Source organism: Candidatus Poribacteria bacterium (assembly GCA_021295715.1).
In the GTDB taxonomy this organism is placed as follows: domain Bacteria; phylum Poribacteria; class WGA-4E; order WGA-4E; family WGA-3G; genus WGA-3G.
The window spans coordinates 124613-146530 of sequence record JAGWBV010000002.1 but is presented as its reverse complement, the minus strand read 5'-3'; the positions used below and the strand labels follow the sequence as shown (position 1 = coordinate 146530).

Annotated in this window: 20 protein-coding genes; 14 read left to right on the top strand and 6 right to left on the bottom strand. The window is 47.4% G+C overall.

Annotated elements, in window-relative coordinates; genetic code table 11:
* A partial coding sequence (locus J4G07_01035) for a hypothetical protein (GenBank protein MCE2412564.1) occupies positions 1–956 on the bottom strand: 956 nt, incomplete at its 3' end.
* 237 nt (positions 957–1193) lie between these two features.
* Here J4G07_01035 and J4G07_01030 point away from each other — a divergent pair.
* The 3 genes from J4G07_01030 (at position 1194) to J4G07_01020 (ending at position 4360) form a co-directional block, all read left to right on the top strand.
* Entirely contained in the window at positions 1194–2321 is a 1128-nt protein-coding gene (locus tag J4G07_01030; GenBank protein ID MCE2412563.1) for a Gfo/Idh/MocA family oxidoreductase, read from the top strand.
* A 15-nt stretch (positions 2322–2336) separates the two neighbouring features.
* On the top strand, positions 2337–3017 hold the full coding sequence (locus J4G07_01025; GenBank protein ID MCE2412562.1) for an O-methyltransferase: 681 nt from the start codon (positions 2337–2339) through the stop codon (positions 3015–3017).
* 323 nt (positions 3018–3340) lie between these two features.
* Positions 3341–4360 carry a hypothetical protein gene (locus J4G07_01020; protein ID MCE2412561.1) on the top strand — a complete coding sequence of 340 codons (1020 nt, stop codon included), beginning with the start codon at positions 3341–3343 and terminating at the stop codon, positions 4358–4360.
* Between the two features lie 230 nt (positions 4361–4590).
* Here J4G07_01020 and J4G07_01015 read toward each other — a convergent pair whose 3' ends face one another.
* The 4 genes from J4G07_01015 to J4G07_01000 form a co-directional block, all read right to left on the bottom strand.
* Positions 4591–5955: an MATE family efflux transporter gene (locus J4G07_01015; GenBank protein MCE2412560.1), complete on the bottom strand. Its 1365-nt coding sequence runs from the start codon at positions 5953–5955 to the stop codon at positions 4591–4593.
* Between the two features lie 130 nt (positions 5956–6085).
* Positions 6086–6988, bottom strand: a complete 903-nt coding sequence (locus J4G07_01010) for an alpha/beta hydrolase (protein MCE2412559.1) — start codon at positions 6986–6988, stop codon at positions 6086–6088.
* A complete protein-coding gene (locus tag J4G07_01005) occupies positions 6985–7365 on the bottom strand; it encodes a hypothetical protein (protein MCE2412558.1) in 381 nt (126 codons plus the stop codon). The genes J4G07_01010 and J4G07_01005 overlap by 4 nt, the downstream gene beginning before the upstream one ends.
* Positions 7366–7438: 73 nt before the next feature.
* A complete protein-coding gene (locus J4G07_01000) occupies positions 7439–9835 on the bottom strand; it encodes an ABC transporter ATP-binding protein (protein ID MCE2412557.1) in 2397 nt (798 codons plus the stop codon).
* A gap of 371 nt (positions 9836–10206) precedes the next feature.
* Here J4G07_01000 and J4G07_00995 point away from each other — a divergent pair, with 371 nt between their 5' ends.
* The 9 genes from J4G07_00995 (at position 10207) to J4G07_00955 (ending at position 18855) form a co-directional block, all read left to right on the top strand.
* Positions 10207–10461, top strand: coding sequence for a hypothetical protein (locus tag J4G07_00995; protein MCE2412556.1), 255 nt, complete (start codon positions 10207–10209; stop codon positions 10459–10461).
* Positions 10462–10549: 88 nt separating this feature from the next.
* Positions 10550–12046 carry an alkaline phosphatase family protein gene (locus J4G07_00990; GenBank protein MCE2412555.1) on the top strand — a complete coding sequence of 499 codons (1497 nt, stop codon included), beginning with the start codon at positions 10550–10552 and terminating at the stop codon, positions 12044–12046.
* A 241-nt stretch (positions 12047–12287) separates the two neighbouring features.
* The gene (locus J4G07_00985; GenBank protein MCE2412554.1) at positions 12288–13463 is read left to right on the top strand and encodes an RNA polymerase sigma factor; all 1176 of its coding nucleotides are present in this window, start codon (positions 12288–12290) and stop codon (positions 13461–13463) included.
* A gap of 235 nt (positions 13464–13698) precedes the next feature.
* Complete coding sequence (locus tag J4G07_00980; protein ID MCE2412553.1) at positions 13699–15168, top strand: ABC transporter permease subunit; 1470 nt, start codon at positions 13699–13701, stop codon at positions 15166–15168.
* Between the two features lie 55 nt (positions 15169–15223).
* Entirely contained in the window at positions 15224–16600 is a 1377-nt protein-coding gene (locus J4G07_00975) for an ABC transporter permease subunit (GenBank protein MCE2412552.1), read from the top strand.
* A 249-nt stretch (positions 16601–16849) separates the two neighbouring features.
* Positions 16850–17188 carry a type II toxin-antitoxin system RelE/ParE family toxin gene (locus J4G07_00970; GenBank protein ID MCE2412551.1) on the top strand — a complete coding sequence of 113 codons (339 nt, stop codon included), beginning with the start codon at positions 16850–16852 and terminating at the stop codon, positions 17186–17188.
* On the top strand, positions 17185–17616 hold the full coding sequence (locus tag J4G07_00965) for a hypothetical protein (protein ID MCE2412550.1): 432 nt from the start codon (positions 17185–17187) through the stop codon (positions 17614–17616). Before J4G07_00970 ends, J4G07_00965 begins: the two co-directional genes overlap by 4 nt.
* Positions 17613–17801 (top strand): hypothetical protein, encoded by a 189-nt coding sequence (locus J4G07_00960; GenBank protein MCE2412549.1) that lies wholly within the window; start codon positions 17613–17615, stop codon positions 17799–17801. The genes J4G07_00965 and J4G07_00960 overlap by 4 nt, the downstream gene beginning before the upstream one ends.
* Before the next feature lie 232 nt (positions 17802–18033).
* Complete coding sequence (locus tag J4G07_00955) at positions 18034–18855, top strand: phytanoyl-CoA dioxygenase family protein (GenBank protein MCE2412548.1); 822 nt, start codon at positions 18034–18036, stop codon at positions 18853–18855.
* Here the strand turns inward: J4G07_00955 and J4G07_00950 are convergent.
* Complete coding sequence (locus J4G07_00950) at positions 18852–19652, bottom strand: hypothetical protein (protein ID MCE2412547.1); 801 nt, start codon at positions 19650–19652, stop codon at positions 18852–18854. The genes J4G07_00955 and J4G07_00950 overlap by 4 nt on opposite strands.
* Positions 19653–20028: 376 nt before the next feature.
* On the opposite strand from J4G07_00950, the gene J4G07_00945 reads away from it, so the two are divergent.
* Together J4G07_00945 and J4G07_00940 are read left to right on the top strand one after the other, a co-directional pair.
* A complete protein-coding gene (locus J4G07_00945; GenBank protein MCE2412546.1) occupies positions 20029–20634 on the top strand; it encodes a TetR/AcrR family transcriptional regulator in 606 nt (201 codons plus the stop codon).
* A gap of 106 nt (positions 20635–20740) precedes the next feature.
* The coding region (locus J4G07_00940; GenBank protein ID MCE2412545.1) for a VCBS repeat-containing protein at positions 20741–21918 on the top strand (1178 nt) is incomplete at its 3' end.

Below are 21918 nucleotides of genomic sequence, written 5' to 3'. Positions count from 1 at the left end.
CCGAGCGAATAGGCAAGTCTTGGAGGACTGACACACCCCCCGATTGTCATTACCGAATCCTCCCAACTGAAACCGTATTTATGAACACATGACGGGGTAAGATCGATTTTCCATTCAATTTTCTCACCTTCGGGAAATTTCGAGAGCATCTCCGTCGACAGTTTCTTAGCAAATGCCATACAGGTATCTACACGGTTCGCGACGAAGTGCGTATAGAAAATCTTGATTTTTCCGTCCTCTCTGACCTGTTCCTCAATCGGAACTTCATCAGGGATTGTCTCAGGACCCGTTGTCAAAGAGACGCGGTTGACTCCTAACCAATCAATGAATCGTCCAGATACAGGATGATTTTCCCTTTCAAAGAGTTGCGTATTGATCAACAGGACGCGTCCTGATCCAAAATGGAGGCATGCCCCAACGGGTTCTCCTGTCTCGCTGTGTTCAAGGAAAACACTACTATCCGCAGGGATATCGAGGATACCGCAATGCGTAAGACCCAGGTCATCAATTCCCAATCCATTGACAATTTCATAATCAGTGAGGCGTAGATTTTTCTTTGTATAACCGCTCAACGGATTTGCGTCGATATCCATTTCGCCATGTCCTTTGGGTCCCGGGAGAAACCTTGCACCGAAAAGAGATGCGACGTGATTAATCCCCAATTCTGAGATCGGTTCACGGACATCTCGCTCGAATCGACTTGTGCTGGAGGCTAAAAGCAGTCCACCGCCGCTTTCTACAAACTCCCGAATAAGTTGGAGCTCCGCATCAGTGTATTTTAAAGACGTGTTGCTGCAAATCGTCAGGACATCATAATTTTTTAGCACTGTTTCACTGAGATAATCACGGTTGTTAGTGGTTTGATAGATGCTATCCGGCTCAATTTGTATCAATCCGTCTGACCAGCCGGTATCACGTGCAGTATCAACTAATATTTGAATTTGTTCTTTTCTCATCTGTTTTATTTCCTATTCATCAGGTTGGAGGTTGGGTCTGCGCATTAAGTCAATCTCAGGATAGGATTTTGATTTTCTGTCGTCCAAATTTTGCTTAGATACCATGATAATGAATTCCTTCTTTTCTTCAACTATATCTACAGCATTTTCTTCAACTTTTTTGTTGCGCTCCAACCTTGAAGTTGCTATGATAGGTGTAAACCAACACATTTTTCTTGGCAAACTTCGGAGACACGCATGAACAACTACCGTATCGCAATTATCGGCTTAGGAGGCATGGGGGGTGCTCATGCCGAGGCAGTGAAGTTAGAGACAAACTGTGAACTCGTCGCTGGTGCAGAAATCAATCCAGAACGCGCAAAAGCATGGAGCGAACGATTCAGCGTTAAAGCCATCTATGACGACTATGAAAAAATGCTTGACGAAGAACAACCCGATATCGTTATCGTTCCGACGCAGGCACCGATGCACCACGCACCAACAATCGCCGCGGCACAGCGCGGTATCCATGTCTTCTGTGAAAAGCCGACTGCCCTCAATCTTATTGAAGCCGACGAAATGGTTGACACCTGCGACCGACACGAGGTCAAGTTTGCCATTAACCACATCAAACGCGCCAGCCCATACAATCGGCACGTCCTTTCACTGATCGAGAAAGGCGAGATCGGTGATGTCGTGCTGATGAAGGCAACCGATAAAGGTGGCCGCAAGGTTGGAAATTCCTTGATGGAGATGGGTACACACCTCTACGATTGGCTGCGGCTCTTCGCCGGTGATGTTGAATGGACACACGCACACCTCGTCCAGATGGATGGACGTGAGTCAACCGTTGATGACATCAAACATACCCAAGAGGTTCACTCCTTTGACAGGGATGCAGGGCTTGTACTCGGAGAGCGAGGACACGCCGCTTTCCGATTCAAGAACGGTATCCATGCCGATGTGCAGTTCCTCGCGCAACCCGAAACCAACGATGATGCCTACGGCATCGACATTATCGGTACCGAAGGCAGAATTGCCATCCGAGAGAGCGTCGGCACAACGATGTTTATCCACAAAGGGCAACACCAAACCCCAGCAGAAGCGTGGGAACCGGTACATCTATCAGCCGAAGACCTTGACGAACAAGGGAACCCACGAGACAAGGGATCAATACGGTTGCTATTGCAACGTCTCATGCTACGCGATCTCGTCGCCGCCATTGAAGATGACCGGGATCCATTCGCGAGTGGTAGGGATGGTCGAGACTGCCTTGAAATGATTCATGCGACATGGGAATCACATCGGCAGAAGGCTCGTATATATATGCCGCTTACACCACGCGAACACCCACTCGAACGGTGGCAGACAGAAGCACGTGCTTGAAAATAGGAGACATTTATGCAACGTTTGGATATTCTTCATCCCTCAATTGACGACTACCTACTTGATATCACTCCAGAACGCGATGGGGTGCTAACAGAAATGGAGGCACATGCTCGGACGAACCGATTTCCAATTGTAGGACCCCTCGTTGGGCGCGTCTTGCACCAATTGGTGTTGCTGACGAATCCAACACGAATTTTTGAGATGGGTTCAGGCTTTGGCTATTCGGCGTATTGGATGGCGAAGGCACTACAAAAACCGGAAGCATCCATCATCTGTACCGATGGTTCGCAGGAGAACGCCGATCGCGCAGCGGGTTATCTGGCTCGCGGTGGTATCGCAGATCGCATTGACTATCGCGTCGGCAACGCACTCGAAATCATTGACGAAACCGAAGGTGAATTTGACATCATCTATAACGACATCGACAAAGATGGATATCCCGAAGCCTTCCGTAAGGCGATTCCACGGCTCAGGAGCGGTGGATTGTTTATTACGGACAACATGATCTGGGGTGGGCGCGTCGTCACGCAAGAGCCGGGGAGTCCGCCGGAAGGACTTGATGAGCGGGAACAGTGGTTCCATGCAGCGACAATCGGAGTCAAAGAATTGACACGGCTTCTCTACAGTTCACCTGATGTATTCACGACGATCATTCCCCTCCGCGATGGAGTCTCGGTCGCTGTGAAACGTTAATTCGCCGCTTCATTGGTGCGGTTTCGTCCGCAGCCATATTTTCCTTGGGCATTTCCTCCGTCTTCGCTGGTTTCACGGAACAGAAATTATTGATTAAGCCTTGAAAAAACTTGACTTTTATTTTTACTTCCTGTAAATTCTATTTAGGAACCATCCATTAATTGGGAATCTAAGTGTCCCATAACCACAAGTAACCCCACGACCTGTCCATGGGCCTTATCAATCTACCTACTGCTTGGGAACCTACACCCTAAGCACATTTCTATAAGAAAACAAACGCATCTTTGCTTTCTACAGCAAAGGGTATCAATAGGAGAATCACAATGTTTTTGCCAAGAAAATCGTTCTCTGTTAAAGCCACTACAGCCTTTTCTATTCTCTGCTGCGTTTTATTCGTCCTGTCCACACTGTCAGTGATGGCACACTCAGGTGGTGAGGTGACCTCTAAAAAAACCGCAACGCCTATCACGATTGATGGAATGATAGATGAAGCGGAGTGGGACGCGGCATTCCAAGAATCTTCGCCCTTGCAAGATATTGTCCCAGATCCACGCGATCCTAAATACGCCCAAGAGTGGTATCAGATTATCCCCGGCGGCGGTGCGGGTAGCGACACAAACGATGGTGGACTCCGAGTCAGTCGCGGCAAATTCGATGACGACGCTGATATGCGGGCGCGCTGGGCAACGCTATGGGACGACGACTATCTCTACTTTGGGTTCGATGTCACCGATGATACCACACACCCGTACACCAATGACATAGCAACCCGTTCTGGAGAGATTGACGGGGTATTTTTGATGTTCGACACCAAACACGATGCACCTGTATTCGAGTTTCCGCACCATGAGTTTGATACGAGACATGTTGCCAATAACAGCGTATATGAGGCGGACGATAATTATTGGATCTTTGGTCCCTTAACAACCGAAGATAGAAGTGGTGCGTGGTCCCAAGCGTTGGGTGCTGCTCTTGATCCGGAGTTAGGAGACCTCGCTAAGGGACACGTCGTGAGTCAGAAAACAAGTAGCGGTTATTCCATTGAGATGCGTCTGCCGTGGTCAATTTTTGAACCGTTTTTTGGCGAAGCTCTTACACCGACAGACGGCTTAGTCATCGGGTTCGATATCACAATCACAGACATTGATGGAGACGCGCCTGGCACATATGCCGCGCCTCTTGGGGGTGCCGTTGCTTGGTCGAGTGATTTTGAGAATGACAACAGCCCCGGCGTACTCGGTGATCTCTTCATCTCCAGTGAAATGATCAGCAGTACCACACCCGTCAACCCTGCAGGCAAACTGTCAACAACATGGGGCAAGATTAAACACGGTTACAAATAGTCTTCACTGACCCTTAGCCGCGATGCCTTCTATTTTTCCTTAGATGGGCGGAGACATTCTCCGCCCTCAACAACTTGAAGCACTTCGGTGCAAATCTTTCCTATTTCAGTAAAAATGGTCTGCCTTAACTGACCCACTGATGCACGCCAGTACGAACATCATCATATCCTTGTTCATCCTCCTTGTTATTGTAATACCTGTTTGACCTCCATTATTGCGTTGGAATAGACTTAGTGTCCGTGCGGGACAGTCGGGTTTTGTATTTTCCAGCTGCCGCGTCTGAACCAGTACCCTATAAAGAGACATTGGACAACATTTGATACAGCTATTCCCCACCAAATCCCTGTCAACCCTATCGACTGGGAAAGCACAATCACCAACGTTAATCCGACCCCGAACTGCGACAGTCCGGTAATCGTCATCGGAGACACTGTATCTCCTGCACCGTTGAGCGCGCGCCCCAACACACTGGCAACAACCATGAATGCAAACGTCGCTGCGAGATAACGCAAATAAGCACTTCCAATTTCCGTGACTTCAGGCTCGTTCGTAAACCAGCCGACGAAGAACTGGGGAGTCGTGAACAGGAAGATGCCGATGAGTGTGACAACGACTGCCGCTAAAATGCTCCCTAACTGCGCGGATTTTTCGGCGCGATCAATACGGTTGGCACCAATATTCTGCCCGACCATCGGTGCTACAGCGTTTGAGAAGGCAGTGCCAAAATGCATAACAAGACTACGCAGCCGCATACAGATGGCGTAGCCAGCGACGGGGTCGGTGCCAAAGATAGCGACGACTCGAATAAACAACACGCGGGAGCCATGCCGCAACAACGCCTGCATCGCATTAAAAATCCCCAATCTCATGATTTGTCCCCATACTAAAAGGTTTGGACGACGTTCAACATGACGCAGAGAAATCACACCCCGCCCTCTAAAACAGAGGTAAAGGAGTATTGCACTGCCGAGTCCTCGTCCAATCACTGTCGCATACGCTGAACCAACCACTCCAAGTCGCGGAAACCTCCAGATTCCAAAGATTAACAGCGGATCTAAAACGATGTTAACAATCGACGAAAAGATCAGGACGACCATTGGTGTCACCGCATCCCCGGCACCACGGAAAATCGCGGTGAGGGTGCGGGATAGAAACATCGTCACCGCTCCAAGTAGCATCACGCGAAGATAGGGAACACCGAGCGGAATCACTTCTGGCTCGACACCCATTAACCATAATCCAAATTCAGCTAACGGATAACCCAAACACCCAATGCCCAGTGCACACACCACATTGAGCGTCAAGGCTTGCATCGCAATGCTCTCGCTTTGCACACGTTTCCGGGCACCGAGAAACTGAGACACGAGAATAATTGTCCCGGTTGAGATCCCATGTGCCAGAATGCTTACGAGCCGTAGTAGATTTCCGCTCATCGCGACAGCGACGAGGGCTGCGGGGCCCAATCGACCGACGAAAATCATATCGACGACATTAAACATATCTTGAAGTAGTTGACTGACAAATGTGGGTATAGCGAGTCGTAAAAGCGTTTTTGAAATGCTCCCGCGCGTTAGATCATGCTTCGACGTTCTCATACATTCCCTGTTGATTGGCATTCACCAAGATCTGTGTCTGCGATTTTTTAAAGCAAACCGACTCGTAGAAGTCGGACTTTGTTCAAAGTATGCTGTTAAATGTTATGCGAATTATGCGACGCGTGTTACGCTATGGTTTCAAATGTTTTTCAAGGAACGCTTTCGTTAATTCTGGAACCTTTGGATCTCTGAACCAGCCGTGCCCTCCCCCTTCTACCTTGTAAAACGTAACCGGGACACCCGCTGCTTCCAACGCATCTTTTAACAACACGCTCTGATGATACGGGACAAGTTTGTCTTGATCCCCGTGGATAATCAGAATAGGCGAATCGTCTTTGGACACGTAGGTGATTGGGTTGGCTCTTGCGACGCGATCCTTATGTTCCTGAATGGGACCTCCTACCAATCGAGACTCTGGTGAGTCAGGGTCGTCATGTACGAGTCCATCTGGAAGGCGTTGCGCATCCATCTGAAGGAAGTCCGTGGGACCGAAGTAATCGACCACGGCTTGCACCTGACTGGACACCTTCAGATTTTCACCTACCTCAAATTCCGCTACGTCGCCTGTCGTGCCGAGCATGGCGACGAGGTGTCCACCAGCAGATGAACCCCATGCCGCAAAGCGGTTTGGGTCAAGGCGGTAGGTTTCCGCATTCGCGCGCAGCCACCGGACAGCGGCTTTCACATCCTCGATTTGCGCAGGAAAGATGGCGTGCTGGCTCAAGCGATAGTTGAGACTCGCTCCTGCATAGCCGGCTTTGAGATATTCCTTTGGGGTGTAATGGGTCTTATCTCCACCGCGCCAAGCACCGCCATGTATCCAGATAATGAGCGGTAGGTTTTCTCCGGTATCTGGCACATATAGGTCGAGTGTCTGTCGTTCATGTCCGTCTGTAACATAACCCAAATCCCGATATACCGTTACACCGTCGGGAACTTTCATAGCCTCAGCGGCACCTTGACGTTGCACCAGTACTGAAATCGTGACAACAATAAACAGAATCAAGATAAGTGTAATTGTGATCGACATCATCGACTTTCGCATTGACTTTCTCCTCCGTTATTGGGGGTTTCATCGACTTCCTGTTCGATCGATTCGGATGACTTTGTGTCTTCGGCAATCATCGCCCCAAGCTCAGTTCTCAAGTTCTGGATTTGAGAAATCTTTTCCGCCATCTTCTCGAACATCTGCTGTTTAGATTTGATGCCTTCACTGATGAGGAACGCAGTCGCTTCGGAACGACTGTTAAACTGACCGGAATCCACGAGTTCGTCAATCCGATTGAGATCTCCCTCATCAACTCTGACCATCACCACATTATCCCTTTTTCGTTCTTCTCTCCCGTGTTTCTGTTTCTTTCGTCTTTCACGAGGACCTTTACCTCGCTGTTTCGCATCAAATTCTGACATTATTAAATCTCCTCTGTTTCATCAGTGACCTTAATCGCTTCCTTTGTGAATCTGCCTTTCCTTTAGACGCAGATTACCATGCGCGAATTTTTGACAATTCAGTCTGCTTCTCACACAAACCCGCATAGGTCCCCTCTTTGGCAATCAGTTCCGCATGTGTCCCAATTTCGTCAACCTCGCCATCTTTCAGCACAACAAGTCGGTCGGCGTACTTAAGAGTTGACAACCTGTGAGCAATAGCGAATACCGTTCTTCCTTGGATGAGTCGTTCCAATGCCTCTTGGATCTTCGACTCTGTTTCGGTATCAACGGAGGAAGTCGCTTCATCCAAGATAAGAACGCGCGGGTTTTTTAAAATTGCGCGTGCGATAGAAATACGCTGCCGCTCACCACCAGAAACCCGTGCCCCTCTTTCACCTACCATTGTGTCGTAACCATCGGGGAATTTGAGGATAAAACCGTGAGCATTTGCTGCCTTCGCAGCAGCAATAATCTCCATCCGAGATGCCCCCGGTTTTGAGTAACCGATGTTCTCCGCTACCGTGCCTTGGAACAGGAATGGATCTTGTAAGACGACGCCGACCTGTTGCCGTAACGCCTTAACCTGAATGTCACGACTGTCGTAACCATCAACCATTATTTCCCCATCATTCGGGTCATAGAAACGGGTAATCAGGTTGATGAGCGTGCTTTTTCCTGCACCGCTGTGCCCAACCAACCCTATCATCTCACCTGGTTCCACTGTAAAATTGACACCATTGAGTGCATTTTTTTCGCCGTCGTAAGAGAAATAGACATTCCTAAATTCAACAGCACCACGGATATTTCTGAGGGCTACCGCATCGCTTTTATCAGCAACGCTCGGAGGTGTATCCATAATTTCAAACACACGCTCGGCGGAGGTGCCTGCTCGGATAAACCTTTCGTTCATCTGACAGAGGGTAAACACAGGTCTAAAGAACTGCATCATATAACTTTGGAACATGAATAGCGTGCCAAGGGTTATCTCGTTTTGGAAGATCTGCCATCCCCCGATTAACCAAATCAAAATAGAACCGGAATAGGTGATAAACTCCATAATCGGACGGTAAAGCGTCCCAAGTTTCGCAGCGTTCATCTCACCCGAAAATACCTGATGTGTCATGTCGCTAAACCGGTTTATCTCATAGCGTTCACGGGCAAATGCTTTGACAACGCGGACTCCTGGAATCGTGCTCGCGAGAATCGTGCTAATGTTCGCATACCGTTTCCATAAAACATGGTACACCTTGCTCATTTTTTTACCAAAAAAGATCGTGAAGAAGATAAGACACGGGATAGGTATCAACGTCCAGAGCGCAAGTTTCCAATTGAAATAAAACATGATCCCGCACATATAGAGGATTGTGAGAGAATCACCCCCAATTTCTTGTATTCCACTGGCGATGAAATCCCTGAGCCGTGATACATCGTGCGTGATTCTCGACATCAAGTTCCCAGTATCTCGTTCCTGAAAAAAATCCACGGAGAGCATGTTTAGATGTTCATAGGTCTCGTTCTGGAGCCGTCTCGTGACATTTTGCCCTACCCACGCCATCATATATCCCCGTATCGCCGAGGCTAACATCGAAAACACGCGGATACTCGCCATGAGGAGAACGATCCCTATCAGATGCCCGAAACTCCCACCGACTGGCATGCTGTCGAACCACCCGCTTAGAAAATTCACCGCGCCTTGAAGGTGACCCCAATCTGTTTCCGGTATTGGCAATCCTGTAGTGACGGCATGACCGACCGGTGTCAGAATTCTGTCAATCAGATCCCTGCTGAGTATCTGCGGGTAAAGCCCGACAAGACGGATAACCATCATTATGAGGAACGCCGGGACGATGATATGCAAGAACGGAACGGCGTACTTCATGAGTCGAAAGATGAGTTTCCCCTTCTGAATGCAATTGATACAGACATCTGACCGACGCGGAATAAGCTGACCACACTTCTCACAGCGTCCCTTATTCTCTCCAAAGGACATTCCACCTCGTCCGTGTCCACGTCTACCGTCTGAATTCCCTTCCGTTTGTGGAATTAATCCTTCCAACTCTGAGACAGCACGACTGAATTTCGGGGTTAACCGTTTTGAGTAGCGCGATAGCTCAAAAGCGTTGTCCGTCGTACTCACTTTGAGAATGTTATTCCCGTACATTTCAAGGATTTCGATATCTTCAACGGATGAGAGTGGCACCTCGCGCATGTGGTGTCCGAGAACACCATTCTGATTGAAAGCGATGAGTCGCCTGTTCGTAATTAACAGCCAATCCTTGCCATAGGTCCCATCAAAACGCAGATCCGTCGAAACAGAAACCTTGATCTCTTCCCCCGTTTGAAGTAATGCTTCTGCCTGCTCTTTCAGGCGTTCAGGGACATCTTCTGTTGTTGACAGGGGTTCATGCTCCAGCTTCGGGGAGCGTGATCTTCCGTGATAAGAACGCATCCTCCGCCGAGATGATCTCCCGCTGTCAAAACCTCGCATTGATCCGTGCATAAATCAATCCTCCACAGATTAAACGTATAGTTTCTAAATACTTAGTAAATTTTGGACAATTTTTAAGAATCTCCATGTGATAGGTCGGATTGTTGGATTGAATAGAAATTACCTTAACACTTAAATTATCTAAACTTTAGTATAACTTAGTTACATGTAATTATTATACAATATTACACGATAGATTATCAAGTTAAATTTTCATTGGCAATTTCATAATTTCGACATCAGAAGATTGACATCGGTTGAAATTTCGGATACAATAGTTTGTATAAGTTAGCCAACCAGAGTAGATTAGCAAAATAAGGAGACCGATTCACATGGCTTCAATAACGTGTGGTAGGTGCAGTTCCGAGAAAATCATGACCGACTTACGGATTCGGGATCGCTACGATGCAGGAGTAGGACAAGACTTAGAGGTCGAAGTACAGGGCAATCCTGATGCCATGATTTTTAAGCAGTCTCACAGAGAAGCGTTGAGAGCAACCGTCTGCGGTGAATGCGGCAACGTTGGTCTTTCTATCAAGAACCCAGAAGCATTGTGGAAAACCTATACCCAACAAAAGAATTCGTAGCATAGATTTCTACACCAGTTTGATAATTGATGTTCCAGCGCACCTAAAAACAACACCCACTAATAAACGTCTACATATTTAGGGACGAATGATGGTATCAACCAAACCGTGCTTCAAACGTGTTGTTTTTATTATAATTGATGGGGCACCCTATGAAATTTTCAAAGCATTAATTGAAAACGGTGATCTCCCGAACATCAAGAAACACGTCGTAGATCGCGGCAGTTTGAATAAAGCGGTCTCCGTCTTCCCATCAACGACGGGACCCGCCTTTATCCCATTTTTTATGGGATTGTATCCGGGGACGGCAAATATTCCGGGCATTCGGTGGCTCTCGAAATCAAAATTTCATGTCCCTCACCGCTTCAAGCGTCCCGGCATCTGTAGTTATATGGGGCTTGACGGACTGCGTTTTGAATCCGATTTACCTTCAGGTTTCCCCACTCTGTTTAACTTCTTCTCACCCGTAAGCAACATCTACAATCTCCTTGCTCGCGGGTGCCCACCAGCCAAAAATCTGACGCGCCGGATTAAACCCTTTGCTTATACCTACGCACATTTTTCGCATCGCTGGCGCTTCGTCAATCAGATTGCAGTCCGTCAATTACAAAAATCAGTCGAAGCAGGGGACAAGTTTATCATGTGTCTCTTTCCTGCAGTAGATACCTTTTCACACCATTTCAGCACCCAAGCACCGCAGGTCATGCAGACCTACCGAGAGATAGACACCGCGATTGGAGACCTCGTGCATACTTTGCAAAAGGCAAACACCCTCCAAGAAACACTCATTCTGATTACCAGCGACCATGGGATGACCGACACGCATACACATATTGATGTCCCACAGCACTTAGATGATGGCGGTTGGCGGTGTTTACATTATCCAAAGGTCTGGCGGCACGGTACCGTATCTGCGAGTATGGTATCAGGAAATGGGATGACACATCTCTATTTTAAGAATAACTCGGATGGAAAGGGATGGGGCGAACGGACACCTTTCGAGAAACTCCACCAAATGGGTGTCATCAGTGCTTTAATTGAATTGGAAGGATTAGGGCTCGTCGCAGGACAGAGCGAAACGGGGGACATTATCGTTCAAAACCGAGGTGGCCAGGGAAGAATCTCCTGTCGCTCAGAGCGGATGGAGCGCGGAAATCCACAAAGCGTAGCAGCGACTTTCAAATCCGCAGACTCGTTGCGCTTCTCCTACCGGTTTACGGGGATCGATCCACTCGGCTACGGCACTCACTATGAAAATTTATCCTCACGAGAGGCATTACGTGGCACCTACGATGGTCGGTATCCAGACGGAATTGTTCAATTGTGGCAGATTTTCAAAAGCGAACGAACCGGCGACCTTGTCCTCAGTGCCGAGAGCGGTTATGACCTACGCGCCCGTTATGAAATACCAGAGCATCACGCGACCCACGGTTCCTTGATTGCGGAACATCTGCACATCCCACTTGCGACGAGTTATCCGATCACCGAGAAGTTCATCCGGTCTGTTGATGTCTTTCCAACGGTGCTAAGTCTGTGCGGACACAATGTCGCAGGGCGTTACATTGATGGTAGGGTCGTTAAGTAGACCGGAATCTCACCACACCAATTTTCAAGCCACTCCCTTCTGTAGGAACGATCTCCTAATCGCGACTTGACTTTCTGTTTGACATATTTTTTCGGAATTATGCACCTATTCCCTTCTAATTCGCGTCATTATATAGTGAAGTGAACGGGTAGGTATTTCTTGAATCTTTTAAGGGTTCCTATCCGCGAAACGTCCAAATTGTTACGTCCCTTGATACAAACAGTCTTTCTGGAGAGGTCTGATGAAAATCGATGATGTTGAGTTGATCCAACGCATTCTTGCCGGTGATGAAACCGCCTTTGCAAATTTAATCAGAAAATACCAACGGCGGGTTCACGCGTACGCCCTGAAAAAGATAGGAGACTTCCACATCGCCGAAGATATTACACAGGAGACCTTCCTGCGAGTCTATCAGCACTTGGAAACTCTGAACGATCCGACACAGTTTTCAAGATGGCTTTATCAGATCGCGAATCATCTCTGTATCGCATGGCACCGGAAAAATAGGCTACAGACTCAACCGCTGGAAGAAATCCACATCTTGGAAATAGAAACAGAATCGTATTCCCGGTATGTCGCATCAGAAAACGAGAAAATATCTGCTGAAGCGCAGCACGACCTCGTCAAAGAGTTGCTTACGAAGTTGAAGGAAAGTGACCGAGAGGTTATTACACTTCACTACTTTGAAGAGATGACATCTTCAGAGATAGGGACGTATTTAGGTGTATCGGAAAATACGATTAAGAGTCGGCTTCACCGTGCGCGACAGCGATTAAAGAAGTATGAGTCCATGATTCAAGAGGCATTAGACATTATAACTGAAGGGAAACATCCTTCCCAAGACCAGTTAAAAGGAGAAATCAACATGGCAGACGAAAATAAACTCACGGCAGGTCTTGAAGAAATGCAGCGTCAGATTACCGATTTGCAAGAGCAACTTCGGGTTATTGCAGATGAATCGGACGCTTTTCTTAACGCCGAAAAAAGAGAAGCAATGTCAACATTATGTCGGTTACCTCATAATGCTGAACGGCCAATCACATGGGGTTACGGAGGTGGCTATCGTACACGTGCTGGAAAGATGTCGAAACGTATCTCATTCTGGAGCACAAGTATTGACGATTTCATATCCAGAACCCCGGATACTGTGATTGCCGATCTGGCGAGTCTCTTTACAAATCCGATCGTTGTCGGTGTCTTAAGACAGTTAGTGGAGGGCAAGAAATCGATTGAAGACTTGGCAAACGGATGCGATACCTCGGAAGATGAGATTGAGAAAGCAGTGCAGACGTTAATAGACGCAAAGTTAGCGGCTCGCACGGAAGATAATCTCATTGAACCTCAAAACGATGCTGTGTTCTACTTCCTGAACTTCGTGAGTATGACAAGGGTCCATCTGGATCCAAAAGACCACTAATCCAGTTTTGGTACTAAGCGGGAAGGCTGGAACAGTATTGCCTCCAGCCCTCCATCCTTCTATCTATGGTGAATCCTAAAAATAAATAGACATCTTAAAGAAACAACGACTCTTCTCCGCTGGCGAGGTTTCTAACCTCGTCTCTTTAGAATGTCTAAGTAATTCTAAAATCTACCATAAAAGGAATCGCTCAATGTTCTTGGTACTCCTCAAACGAGAGATTCTCGCCCATCTGATAACATTCCGTTTTGCAGTCACGGTGATTACCTGTCTGCTGCTCGTTGTCATAACCACGCTTATCAGAATCGACGATTACGAGAAACGATTAGCGGGTTACAATACCGCCAGAAATGCGAATCGTGAAGAACTTTTGTCCACCCGAACGTATTCCCTTTTAATGCCAAAGGTCGATCGACCGCCTAATCCACTGAGCATCTTTAATGCCGGTATGGACAACCGACTCGGTAATACGTTGCGAATCTATTACACGAATGTTCCTGTCCTCTGGGACGCTCAAACCCACAGTTCAGGGAACATTTTCATCGATCACTTCTATCGAATTGACCTCATCTTCATTTTTCAGTTTGTGCTTTCACTGCTGGCACTGCTGTTCGCCTACGATGCAATTGCAGGCGAACGTGAAACGGGCACAATGCGCCTGACAATGAGCCATTCTGTAAGGCGTGGAAGCATCTTGACAGCGAAGTACCTCGGTGCGATGACGTGTCTAATTCTGCCGCTTATTATGAGTTTTATCATCGCTTTGATTTGGATGGTATTAACGGGTTCAATCGTCTTCAGTAGCAATGATTTTCTACGAATTGCAGGCATCCTGTTAACATCAATTATCTATCTTTCGGCTATCTACTTGATCGGATTGTTTTTCTCCGCTTGGGCTCGCCGCACCGCTACAGCACTTATGCTCTCACTATTTGTCTGGGTGGTCCTGGTGCTGGTTTATCCTTCCCTTAGCGTGTCTTTGGTCGATCAATTAACAAAACCACAAAGAGGTAAGATTGACTCCAGTTACGATACCATGCGGCAAATACGACTGGCAGTTAATAAAGAGGAGATGGAATATCTTAAGAATGATGGCATCGAAGGTGAAAGCGAACACTTTAACTTGGATGGGGCTCTTACACGTGGATTACATGTCGGTATCGGTAACAAACGGACACTGATGCGTATAGACTTCAAAGGGTATGATTGGCAACACATCAGTTCGGAATCTGAAAAATTCATTCCTCACGCCATTCGCTATCATCAATTCTTAACACCCTTACGCATTGATGCAGCAGAGAAAATGGGATTGATACGCCTGCCTACACTGGAGCAACTCCGGTTTTGGAGAGCCAGAATCGCTCGGAACCTACTTCGCCTTTCACCCGCGGCGATGTATAATCTCGCAACACAAGCATGGGTAGGAACGGATATCTATGGGGTCGAGGATTTTTTTCAGACAGCGCGACAGTATCGACGTATGCTAATCAATTACTTTTACGATAAAGAGGCTTTTTCGAGTCGACAGTGGTTCGCGAGCGATAAAGGTCCTATTAACTTAGACGATCTGCCAAGGTTCACGTACCAACGTGCCGATCTCTGGACAAATACCTCACGGGCACTCCCCCATCTGCAGTTGCTGTTATTACTCAATGTTCTATTGTTTTTGGCGACTTTCGCAATTTTCGTCAGGCAGGAACTTTAGACTTCAAGCTTACGACAGAGTTCCATCGCCGTCAGTCTTTTAGTGGAGATATGAGATGATATTCCACATCCTCACACGCGAACTCTACGATCACCTGAGCAGCTTGCGTTTCGCACTGACAACACTACTAATCCTAATACTGATGATTGTCAACGCTATCGTGTATCTCGGAGAATACAAGCAGCGAATGGGCGAATATCGAGGACAAGTTGCCTGGTCACGTAATGAGTTGAAATCTCGGTGCACTACGCTGTATCGCCTGGCTCTAAAGGGACCTGGCCGCCTCTACAAAAAACCGAGTCCTCTCGCTTTCTGTGCGGATGGCGGAGAAAAATTCCTACTGGGTGAAGTCCACGGCAATACCGCGGGGCGGACACGTTGGTGGCGGAGTGGCGATACTGCCTATAAGTTCACAGAAATTTGGGGATTGATATATCCACCGAATCGCGATCTGCTATTCATTTCAGAGGCAATCCCTAAAGATAGAAGTATCATGCCGGACTTTATCAAAATCGATTGGGGATTTGTGACGGCTGTTCTATTGAGCTTCACGGGCATTCTGTTCACGTTCGACGCGATCTCTGGTGAACAAGAACGAGGCACGCTGCGGTTGATGCTGGCGAATAGTATTTCACGGAACACCGTGATTAGCGGCAAATTTCTCAGTGCTTTTTTTACGATTGCTATTCCCGTTTTGATTGGCGTGATCGTTAGTACCTCCATCATATACCTTTCCGAAGCCGTCCAATTCAAGGGTAGCCATTGGATGAGGTTGGGCTTTATTGTCTGCGTTGCCTTGATTTACACCTCAATTTTTATTTTCTTGGGACTTCTCGTTTCCAGTCGTGTCAAAGAGTCTTCAACGAGCCTTGCCATTCTTTTGTTGATTTGGACAGTCTGGGTGGTACTGATGCCAAACGCATTGGGTTCGCTCGGTAACCGTTTGCAGTCCCGTCCCACCCCGAAAGAATTCATGGCTCAGGTTCAAGATTCACGCGAAGATTTGCAAACACGTTATTTTGCCCGGATTAAAGAACCTCCCCGACAAGAATCCCCGGCGACAATCGCTACTGCGTTGGGCGCGGAATATGTTAATAAAGATGCAGAATTACGCGATCGCTTGCGCGCCGGCTACCTTTTCACCGAACTCCGTCAAATCCAAACTGCCCGGTCCCTGACCCGTATTTCACCAGCAGCGGTTGTGCAGTACGCTTTTGAAGGGCTTGCAGGCACCGGTTTGCCCCGCCATTTAGACTTCATCTCCCAAACACGTCAATACGCGAAGCAGTTTCGACAATTCCTCATTGATACCGATCGGTCAGATCCAGACAGTCCACACACAGTCGGTATTCCAGAGGGCACATCCCAAAAACCGGTGAACTTCGATGCCGTGCAGATCTTAATGCCGCAATTATCGACCTACTGTTGCTAATTATGTTTCTGTTGGTGTTGTTTGTCAGCACATTTCTCTCTTTTCTGCGCATGGAGATTGGGTGATTTTCAAACACCCTCATACCACTGAAAGTTAATAGATCGACCTACTACAAACATTCATTCCTTGATTTGACTTTCCCTGCTAAATGTGCTATTATCTTAAAATTGATCGCGACGCGCGGTTCAAAAGGTTTCCGTGTGTCCTGTAATATCGATATAATGTGTTTCAATGCACAAAAGGTTAGGAATGCGGAACACAGCACCCAGAAAACTACAAGTCTATCGGGACCAAAACGGCCGACAACCCTTCACAGAATGGTTTTATGCAATTCAAGATATAAAAACTCGAACGAGAATTCGCAAACGACTGGACCGGCTTGAAGATGGGAATTTTGGCAACTGCAAATCTGTTGGTGATGGTGTCTTTGAGCTACTTCTCCACTTTGGTCCAGGCTATCGCATCTATTTTGGGCAAAGCGATAACACGGTCGTTCTTTTACTCTGTGGTGGTGACAAATCATCGCAGAAACAAGACATTGCGCGTGCAAAGAACTATTGGTTGCAATATAAGGAAGCACAACAATGACAGAACTCAGAACATGGCACGAGGTCTTAATCGCAGATCTCGCTGCTAATCGAGCTGAAGCAATCGACTATTTTGATTTGTCACTGCAGGAATACCAACTTGACGGTGATACCCCCTTCTTTCTCAAAGGACTCCGAAACATCATAGAGGCACTCGGTGGGGTCTCCGAAATTGCAAAACAAACGGGGACGGAGCCGGAAAGCCTCCTTGAAGTCCTATCCAGCGACGATCCACCGCGACTTGATACGCTCAACATTCTTGCTAACGCATTGGGATGTCGGCTGTCAATCGAACCGCTGGAGACTGTAGATCCGGTCCATGAAATTAAGGATAAGGAGTATCCGGTGGCGGCCCGAAAATCCACACGTCCCCGTCTTGAAATTGCTACCGACCGAGGACAGACAGAGAAAGGAAATAACCCATTATGAACGGTTTCGGTGGCGGCTTTGACTCAGGCATGGCTGTTGGGCTGGCAAGTGCACGTGAGAAATTTCAAATGCAGCTACGTAAAGCAATAGACGATAACGAATTTTCTATTCGCGATAAGAACGGCGAACCGTTGACGGTTGACGCGCTTTTCGTGATGCTCGACAAAGAATACAAGAAGGTATAACCTGTAAAGATAAAGCTCTCAACGCTCAAACTAACTATGCCAATACCAAATTTCCCCGATAAGCATAAATCGCGTCCCATTGTCACGCCACAACAACACGTCGCGTACTTCCGTCAACAAGGCTTCATTCCTGATTTCCCGATTCCTGAGAGCGTCATTTCGAACACGAGAACCTTCAAGTAGCGTTAACCGTTCCTTACCCGCAAGGTAAAATTAAAAAAAGGAAAGGCAAATGCCAATACTGACACAAGCACACCGAGAACACTTTGATGAATACGGCTACATGGTCATCGAAAATGCTGTCCCAACTGAATTGTGTGATGCTGTCGTTGACGCAATCTTTGCGTTCTTAGAAATGGATCCTTCAGACCCAAACGGCTGGTATCGTTCGCCTCATAAACCCGGTGCAGGCATGGTAGAGATGTACCAACACCAAGCCATGTGGAATGTCTACCAGCACCCACCGATCCATCAAATCTATACTGAGGTCTACCGGACCCACCGTATTTGGGTACACCCCGACCGCGTCAACATGAAACCCCCTAAACACCCCGACTACCCTGAGTGGGATCATAAGGGGATGTACCACTGGGATGCGGACACCTCGAAACTCCCCATTGGTTTCGGGACGCAAGGTGTTTTATTTCTGACAGACACAACTGACAATCAGGGGTCTTTTGTTTGCTGGCCCGGCGCACATAAGTCGTTGATTGACAAAGAAAATCCGTGGGTGCCAGAAATCTCGTCAGAACACTTCATTCAAGTGCCTGCGAAAACGGGTTCATTGCTCGTATGGCATAAAGCACTTCCGCACGGTAACGGTCGTAATACCTCTGATAAGCCGCGACTGGCGCAATACATGAACTTCTACCCAGTCCCCGAACCAATCGATGAGGAACGACGGCAAGAACGCATCACCTTGTGGCGCGAGCGAAGAGCATTGGGGCGAGGTCCCTATCCAGGCGACCCACGAGGGTGGGAAGCGAAAAATTATGGACCCGCAAAACTGACACCCTTGGGACGAAAACTGCTGGGACTCGATTTGTGGGACTAATATTTCTTAAGCATCCCCCAACTCGTGGCTAACTTCCCTTGCGGATCTACACCGAGTGCCGCTTGCAATCCATTGTCCATGATTGCCTTAATCTGATCTTCAGTCAAATCCACGTTGAAAATAGCAACCTCATCGAAAAGACCAAACATAAACTGATGGTGTGCAAGGAAGTCACCCATGTTAACCTCCTGATCCTTAGCATTCGTGTCCATCGCTTGGTCGGTACCCTCCTTGGATTGGAGTTTACCATCAACGTAAAGGTCATGGTCCTTCACAGCGTCTGAACCTTTGGGAAAAACCACCGCCATGTGATGCCACTCCTTATCACACACATTGTCTTCTCCGTAATTTTGTCCGCCAGCAACTTCAATCCTTAAATTGCACTCCGCACCCCGTAGATGCGCACGGACGTAGTATTTTTCGCCCGTCAGGTTTGGTCCCCATTTCACCCATGAATGCTCTCGTGTATCCCCGGCTTTAAACCAGAAGACCGTCGTTCTCGGATCCGTGCCACCAATGCCGGCGTAGCCGGTAACAATCAAATTGTCATCTTTGCCATCATAGTCCAGACACTGTCCGAACACACCCTTAGTGTATTTCGCCCCAGATATCTCCCCGTCTCGATCGTTTCCAGAAATATCCTTGGCAACGTTCCCTTTCCCTTCATCAAAGAGGTATGCAACCTCAACAGTCTTCGGATCAAGTACAGCGGTATGACTGATATTTGTAACCAATAGTCCGAAAGCAGCAACAGTTAACCAAACCAGCGTAAAACTGACTCGACCTTCAAGTTTCATATTTTCCTCCTGTATCAAAATACGATTCAGATTTCAGACCTAAACCTCACTATTTCAGCGTGGAATTGAGGGATACTTTCGTAGTTACTCTATGGATTTGTAAAAAATAGATTATAACTAAATTGCGCAAAATGGGCAAGAAAAAACAGTGGGTTCAGCAATATCGTGCCGATAAACAGAAACGAGCAAGTGATAACCAAACATACTCACCTTTCTCTATCACTTCTTGGTCCTTCAAAACCCCTAATACGCCTTGAATATCTTTGAAAAAAACAGCCGATACAAAAATTTTTGAAAAAAATTTGACAAAGGGAAAAATATATGATATAATATTTACACTGTTAAGTTAGATTACTATGTAAACGAGGGTTATGCAATGGGTACGAAAGAGCGAAGGGCAAGGGAAAAAGAACAATTGCGGCAGCAAATTCTTCTCGCTGCGCGAGAACTGTTTGTCAGCGAAGGTTATGAGAACGTCTCCATGCGAAAAATCGCCAATAAGATCGAATACTCACCAACAACGATCTATCTCTATTTCAAGGACAAGGCGGATCTGTTAGATTCAGTTTGCCAAGAAACACTCCTAAACCTATTGAACAGGCTTGAGCAGCTAAAAAGAGATAAGGGCGATCCCGTCGAGACCCTCAGAAAAAGTGGACAAGCCTACGTCGAGTTCGGGCTCAAATATCCGCAAGATTACAAACTCACCTTTGTCATCAGACCCCAGTTCCAAGAGGGATTAGGTCTCCAAGAGGGATCGGTTGGTGAAAAGGTATTCAATTACTTGCGTGAAATGGTTTCTGAATGCGTTCGACAGAAGATATTCCGACAGGTGGATATCGAAACCACCGGTCAGGTGATGTGGTCAGCAGTTCATGGTGTTACACTGCTTCTGATTGATTTTCCTGACTTCCCTTGGACTGAAAAAGACAAGTTGATTGATACGGTAATCCAGACAACAATCGAGGGATTGAAGGCATAGATTTAAAACTATTTGGCGAAGGTCGCCATATTTTTTTGGCTATAAGTTAACACTGTTAAATTATTTACCTATGTTAATATCTTATAAAACTCGAATGGAGAAAAAAATGAAAAAGCGAAACCGATACCATAAACGCATTCTTCCCAGAAAAAGGAGATCCGTAGTCGAATACATAGGGAATTATCGACGCATCCTGTTCACAACACTGCTCCTCGGTGTATTTTTATCGGGATTCTTAACTTCGTTTGGCGGAGACGGAGAGCAGACACCGACTGCCTCCGCGGAATACACTTTCGATCAGTACGAGATCGTTACCGGCACTGCGAAACGCCAGACCGTTCTGACAGGATTTCTTCTCGATGGTGATTTCGCCGAACTTGGTGTAGTGTACATCGACGAGAACGCTGACCGTCGTTTGCGTATCTACGCCTTTGGTAACGATACATGGACACCAAAACTCGACGTGACGCTGCGTCCCGAAGTGTTGTTCATCGATGTGGCAAATATTAACGGGCGCGACCGACTGATTACATACGAACGCGATCGCCTGAACTGGTATGATCCAGAATCGTCGACACATCACGTGCTCGCAGAGGTACCTTCTAACTTCAAACCACCTCGCAGCGGCGAAATCCCTCATGTAGACATCACTCGGGACGTGAACGCCGACAAGCGCGACGACTTCGTGGTGCCTGACTCAGACGGCTTCTGGGTGTCCATCCAGATGAACGACGGCACGTTCGCCGATCCGGTGAAACTCGGTCCGCCCACTGAGATGGAGAGGATCCTTGGAGCAGATGGATATCGATATGACCCTTGGTCTCAAAGCCGCATCTACGAAGTCGACTATAACAGAGATGGACGCACCGATCTCGTGTTCTGGAACGAGGACCACTTCGAGGTTCATCTCCAAGATGAGAGCGGACTATTTACCCTAAATGCCAAGACCTTCACAACAAATGTGGCATTCGACTCAGACCGGTTGTCCTTGCTCACCACTGCGGACATGACAGGGAGGGTGCTGCACGCATTGGCAGACCTGAACGGCGACGGTATCGCTGACCTGGTGATTTTCAAACTTTCGGGGGAGGACATCTCCAAAAAGCACTCCAACTACGAGGTACATTTCGGCGCGCCAACACCCAATGGTAGCATTGTGTTCTCACGGGACGTTGATCTCAAGTTCCAGTCAGACGAGAAAATCCAGCTTGGGATGGACCGGCACGACTTCAATCGTGATGGTCAGGTCGATCTGATGATCACGACTATTAATCTTGAGTTCCT

Bases quoted from the DNA above. Each gene is read 5' to 3' on its own strand.
- J4G07_00965 (MCE2412550.1), top strand. From the start codon at position 17,185: ATGACAGAACTCAGAACATGGCACGAGGTCTTAATCGCAGATCTCGCT.
- J4G07_00985 (MCE2412554.1), top strand. From the start codon at position 12,288: ATGAAAATCGATGATGTTGAGTTGATCCAACGCATTCTTGCCGGTGAT.
- J4G07_01015 (MCE2412560.1), bottom strand. From the start codon at position 5,955: ATGAGAACGTCGAAGCATGATCTAACGCGCGGGAGCATTTCAAAAACG.
- J4G07_00975 (MCE2412552.1), top strand. From the start codon at position 15,224: ATGATATTCCACATCCTCACACGCGAACTCTACGATCACCTGAGCAGC.
- J4G07_00960 (MCE2412549.1), top strand. From the start codon at position 17,613: ATGAACGGTTTCGGTGGCGGCTTTGACTCAGGCATGGCTGTTGGGCTG.
- J4G07_01005 (MCE2412558.1), bottom strand. From the start codon at position 7,365: ATGTCAGAATTTGATGCGAAACAGCGAGGTAAAGGTCCTCGTGAAAGA.
- J4G07_00995 (MCE2412556.1), top strand. From the start codon at position 10,207: ATGGCTTCAATAACGTGTGGTAGGTGCAGTTCCGAGAAAATCATGACC.
- J4G07_01010 (MCE2412559.1), bottom strand. From the start codon at position 6,988: ATGATGTCGATCACAATTACACTTATCTTGATTCTGTTTATTGTTGTC.
- J4G07_00950 (MCE2412547.1), bottom strand. From the start codon at position 19,652: ATGAAACTTGAAGGTCGAGTCAGTTTTACGCTGGTTTGGTTAACTGTT.
- J4G07_00955 (MCE2412548.1), top strand. From the start codon at position 18,034: ATGCCAATACTGACACAAGCACACCGAGAACACTTTGATGAATACGGC.
- J4G07_01000 (MCE2412557.1), bottom strand. From the start codon at position 9,835: ATGCGTTCTTATCACGGAAGATCACGCTCCCCGAAGCTGGAGCATGAA.
- J4G07_00970 (MCE2412551.1), top strand. From the start codon at position 16,850: ATGCGGAACACAGCACCCAGAAAACTACAAGTCTATCGGGACCAAAAC.
- J4G07_01020 (MCE2412561.1), top strand. From the start codon at position 3,341: ATGTTTTTGCCAAGAAAATCGTTCTCTGTTAAAGCCACTACAGCCTTT.
- J4G07_01025 (MCE2412562.1), top strand. From the start codon at position 2,337: ATGCAACGTTTGGATATTCTTCATCCCTCAATTGACGACTACCTACTT.
- J4G07_00990 (MCE2412555.1), top strand. From the start codon at position 10,550: ATGATGGTATCAACCAAACCGTGCTTCAAACGTGTTGTTTTTATTATA.
- J4G07_01030 (MCE2412563.1), top strand. From the start codon at position 1,194: ATGAACAACTACCGTATCGCAATTATCGGCTTAGGAGGCATGGGGGGT.
- J4G07_00945 (MCE2412546.1), top strand. From the start codon at position 20,029: ATGGGTACGAAAGAGCGAAGGGCAAGGGAAAAAGAACAATTGCGGCAG.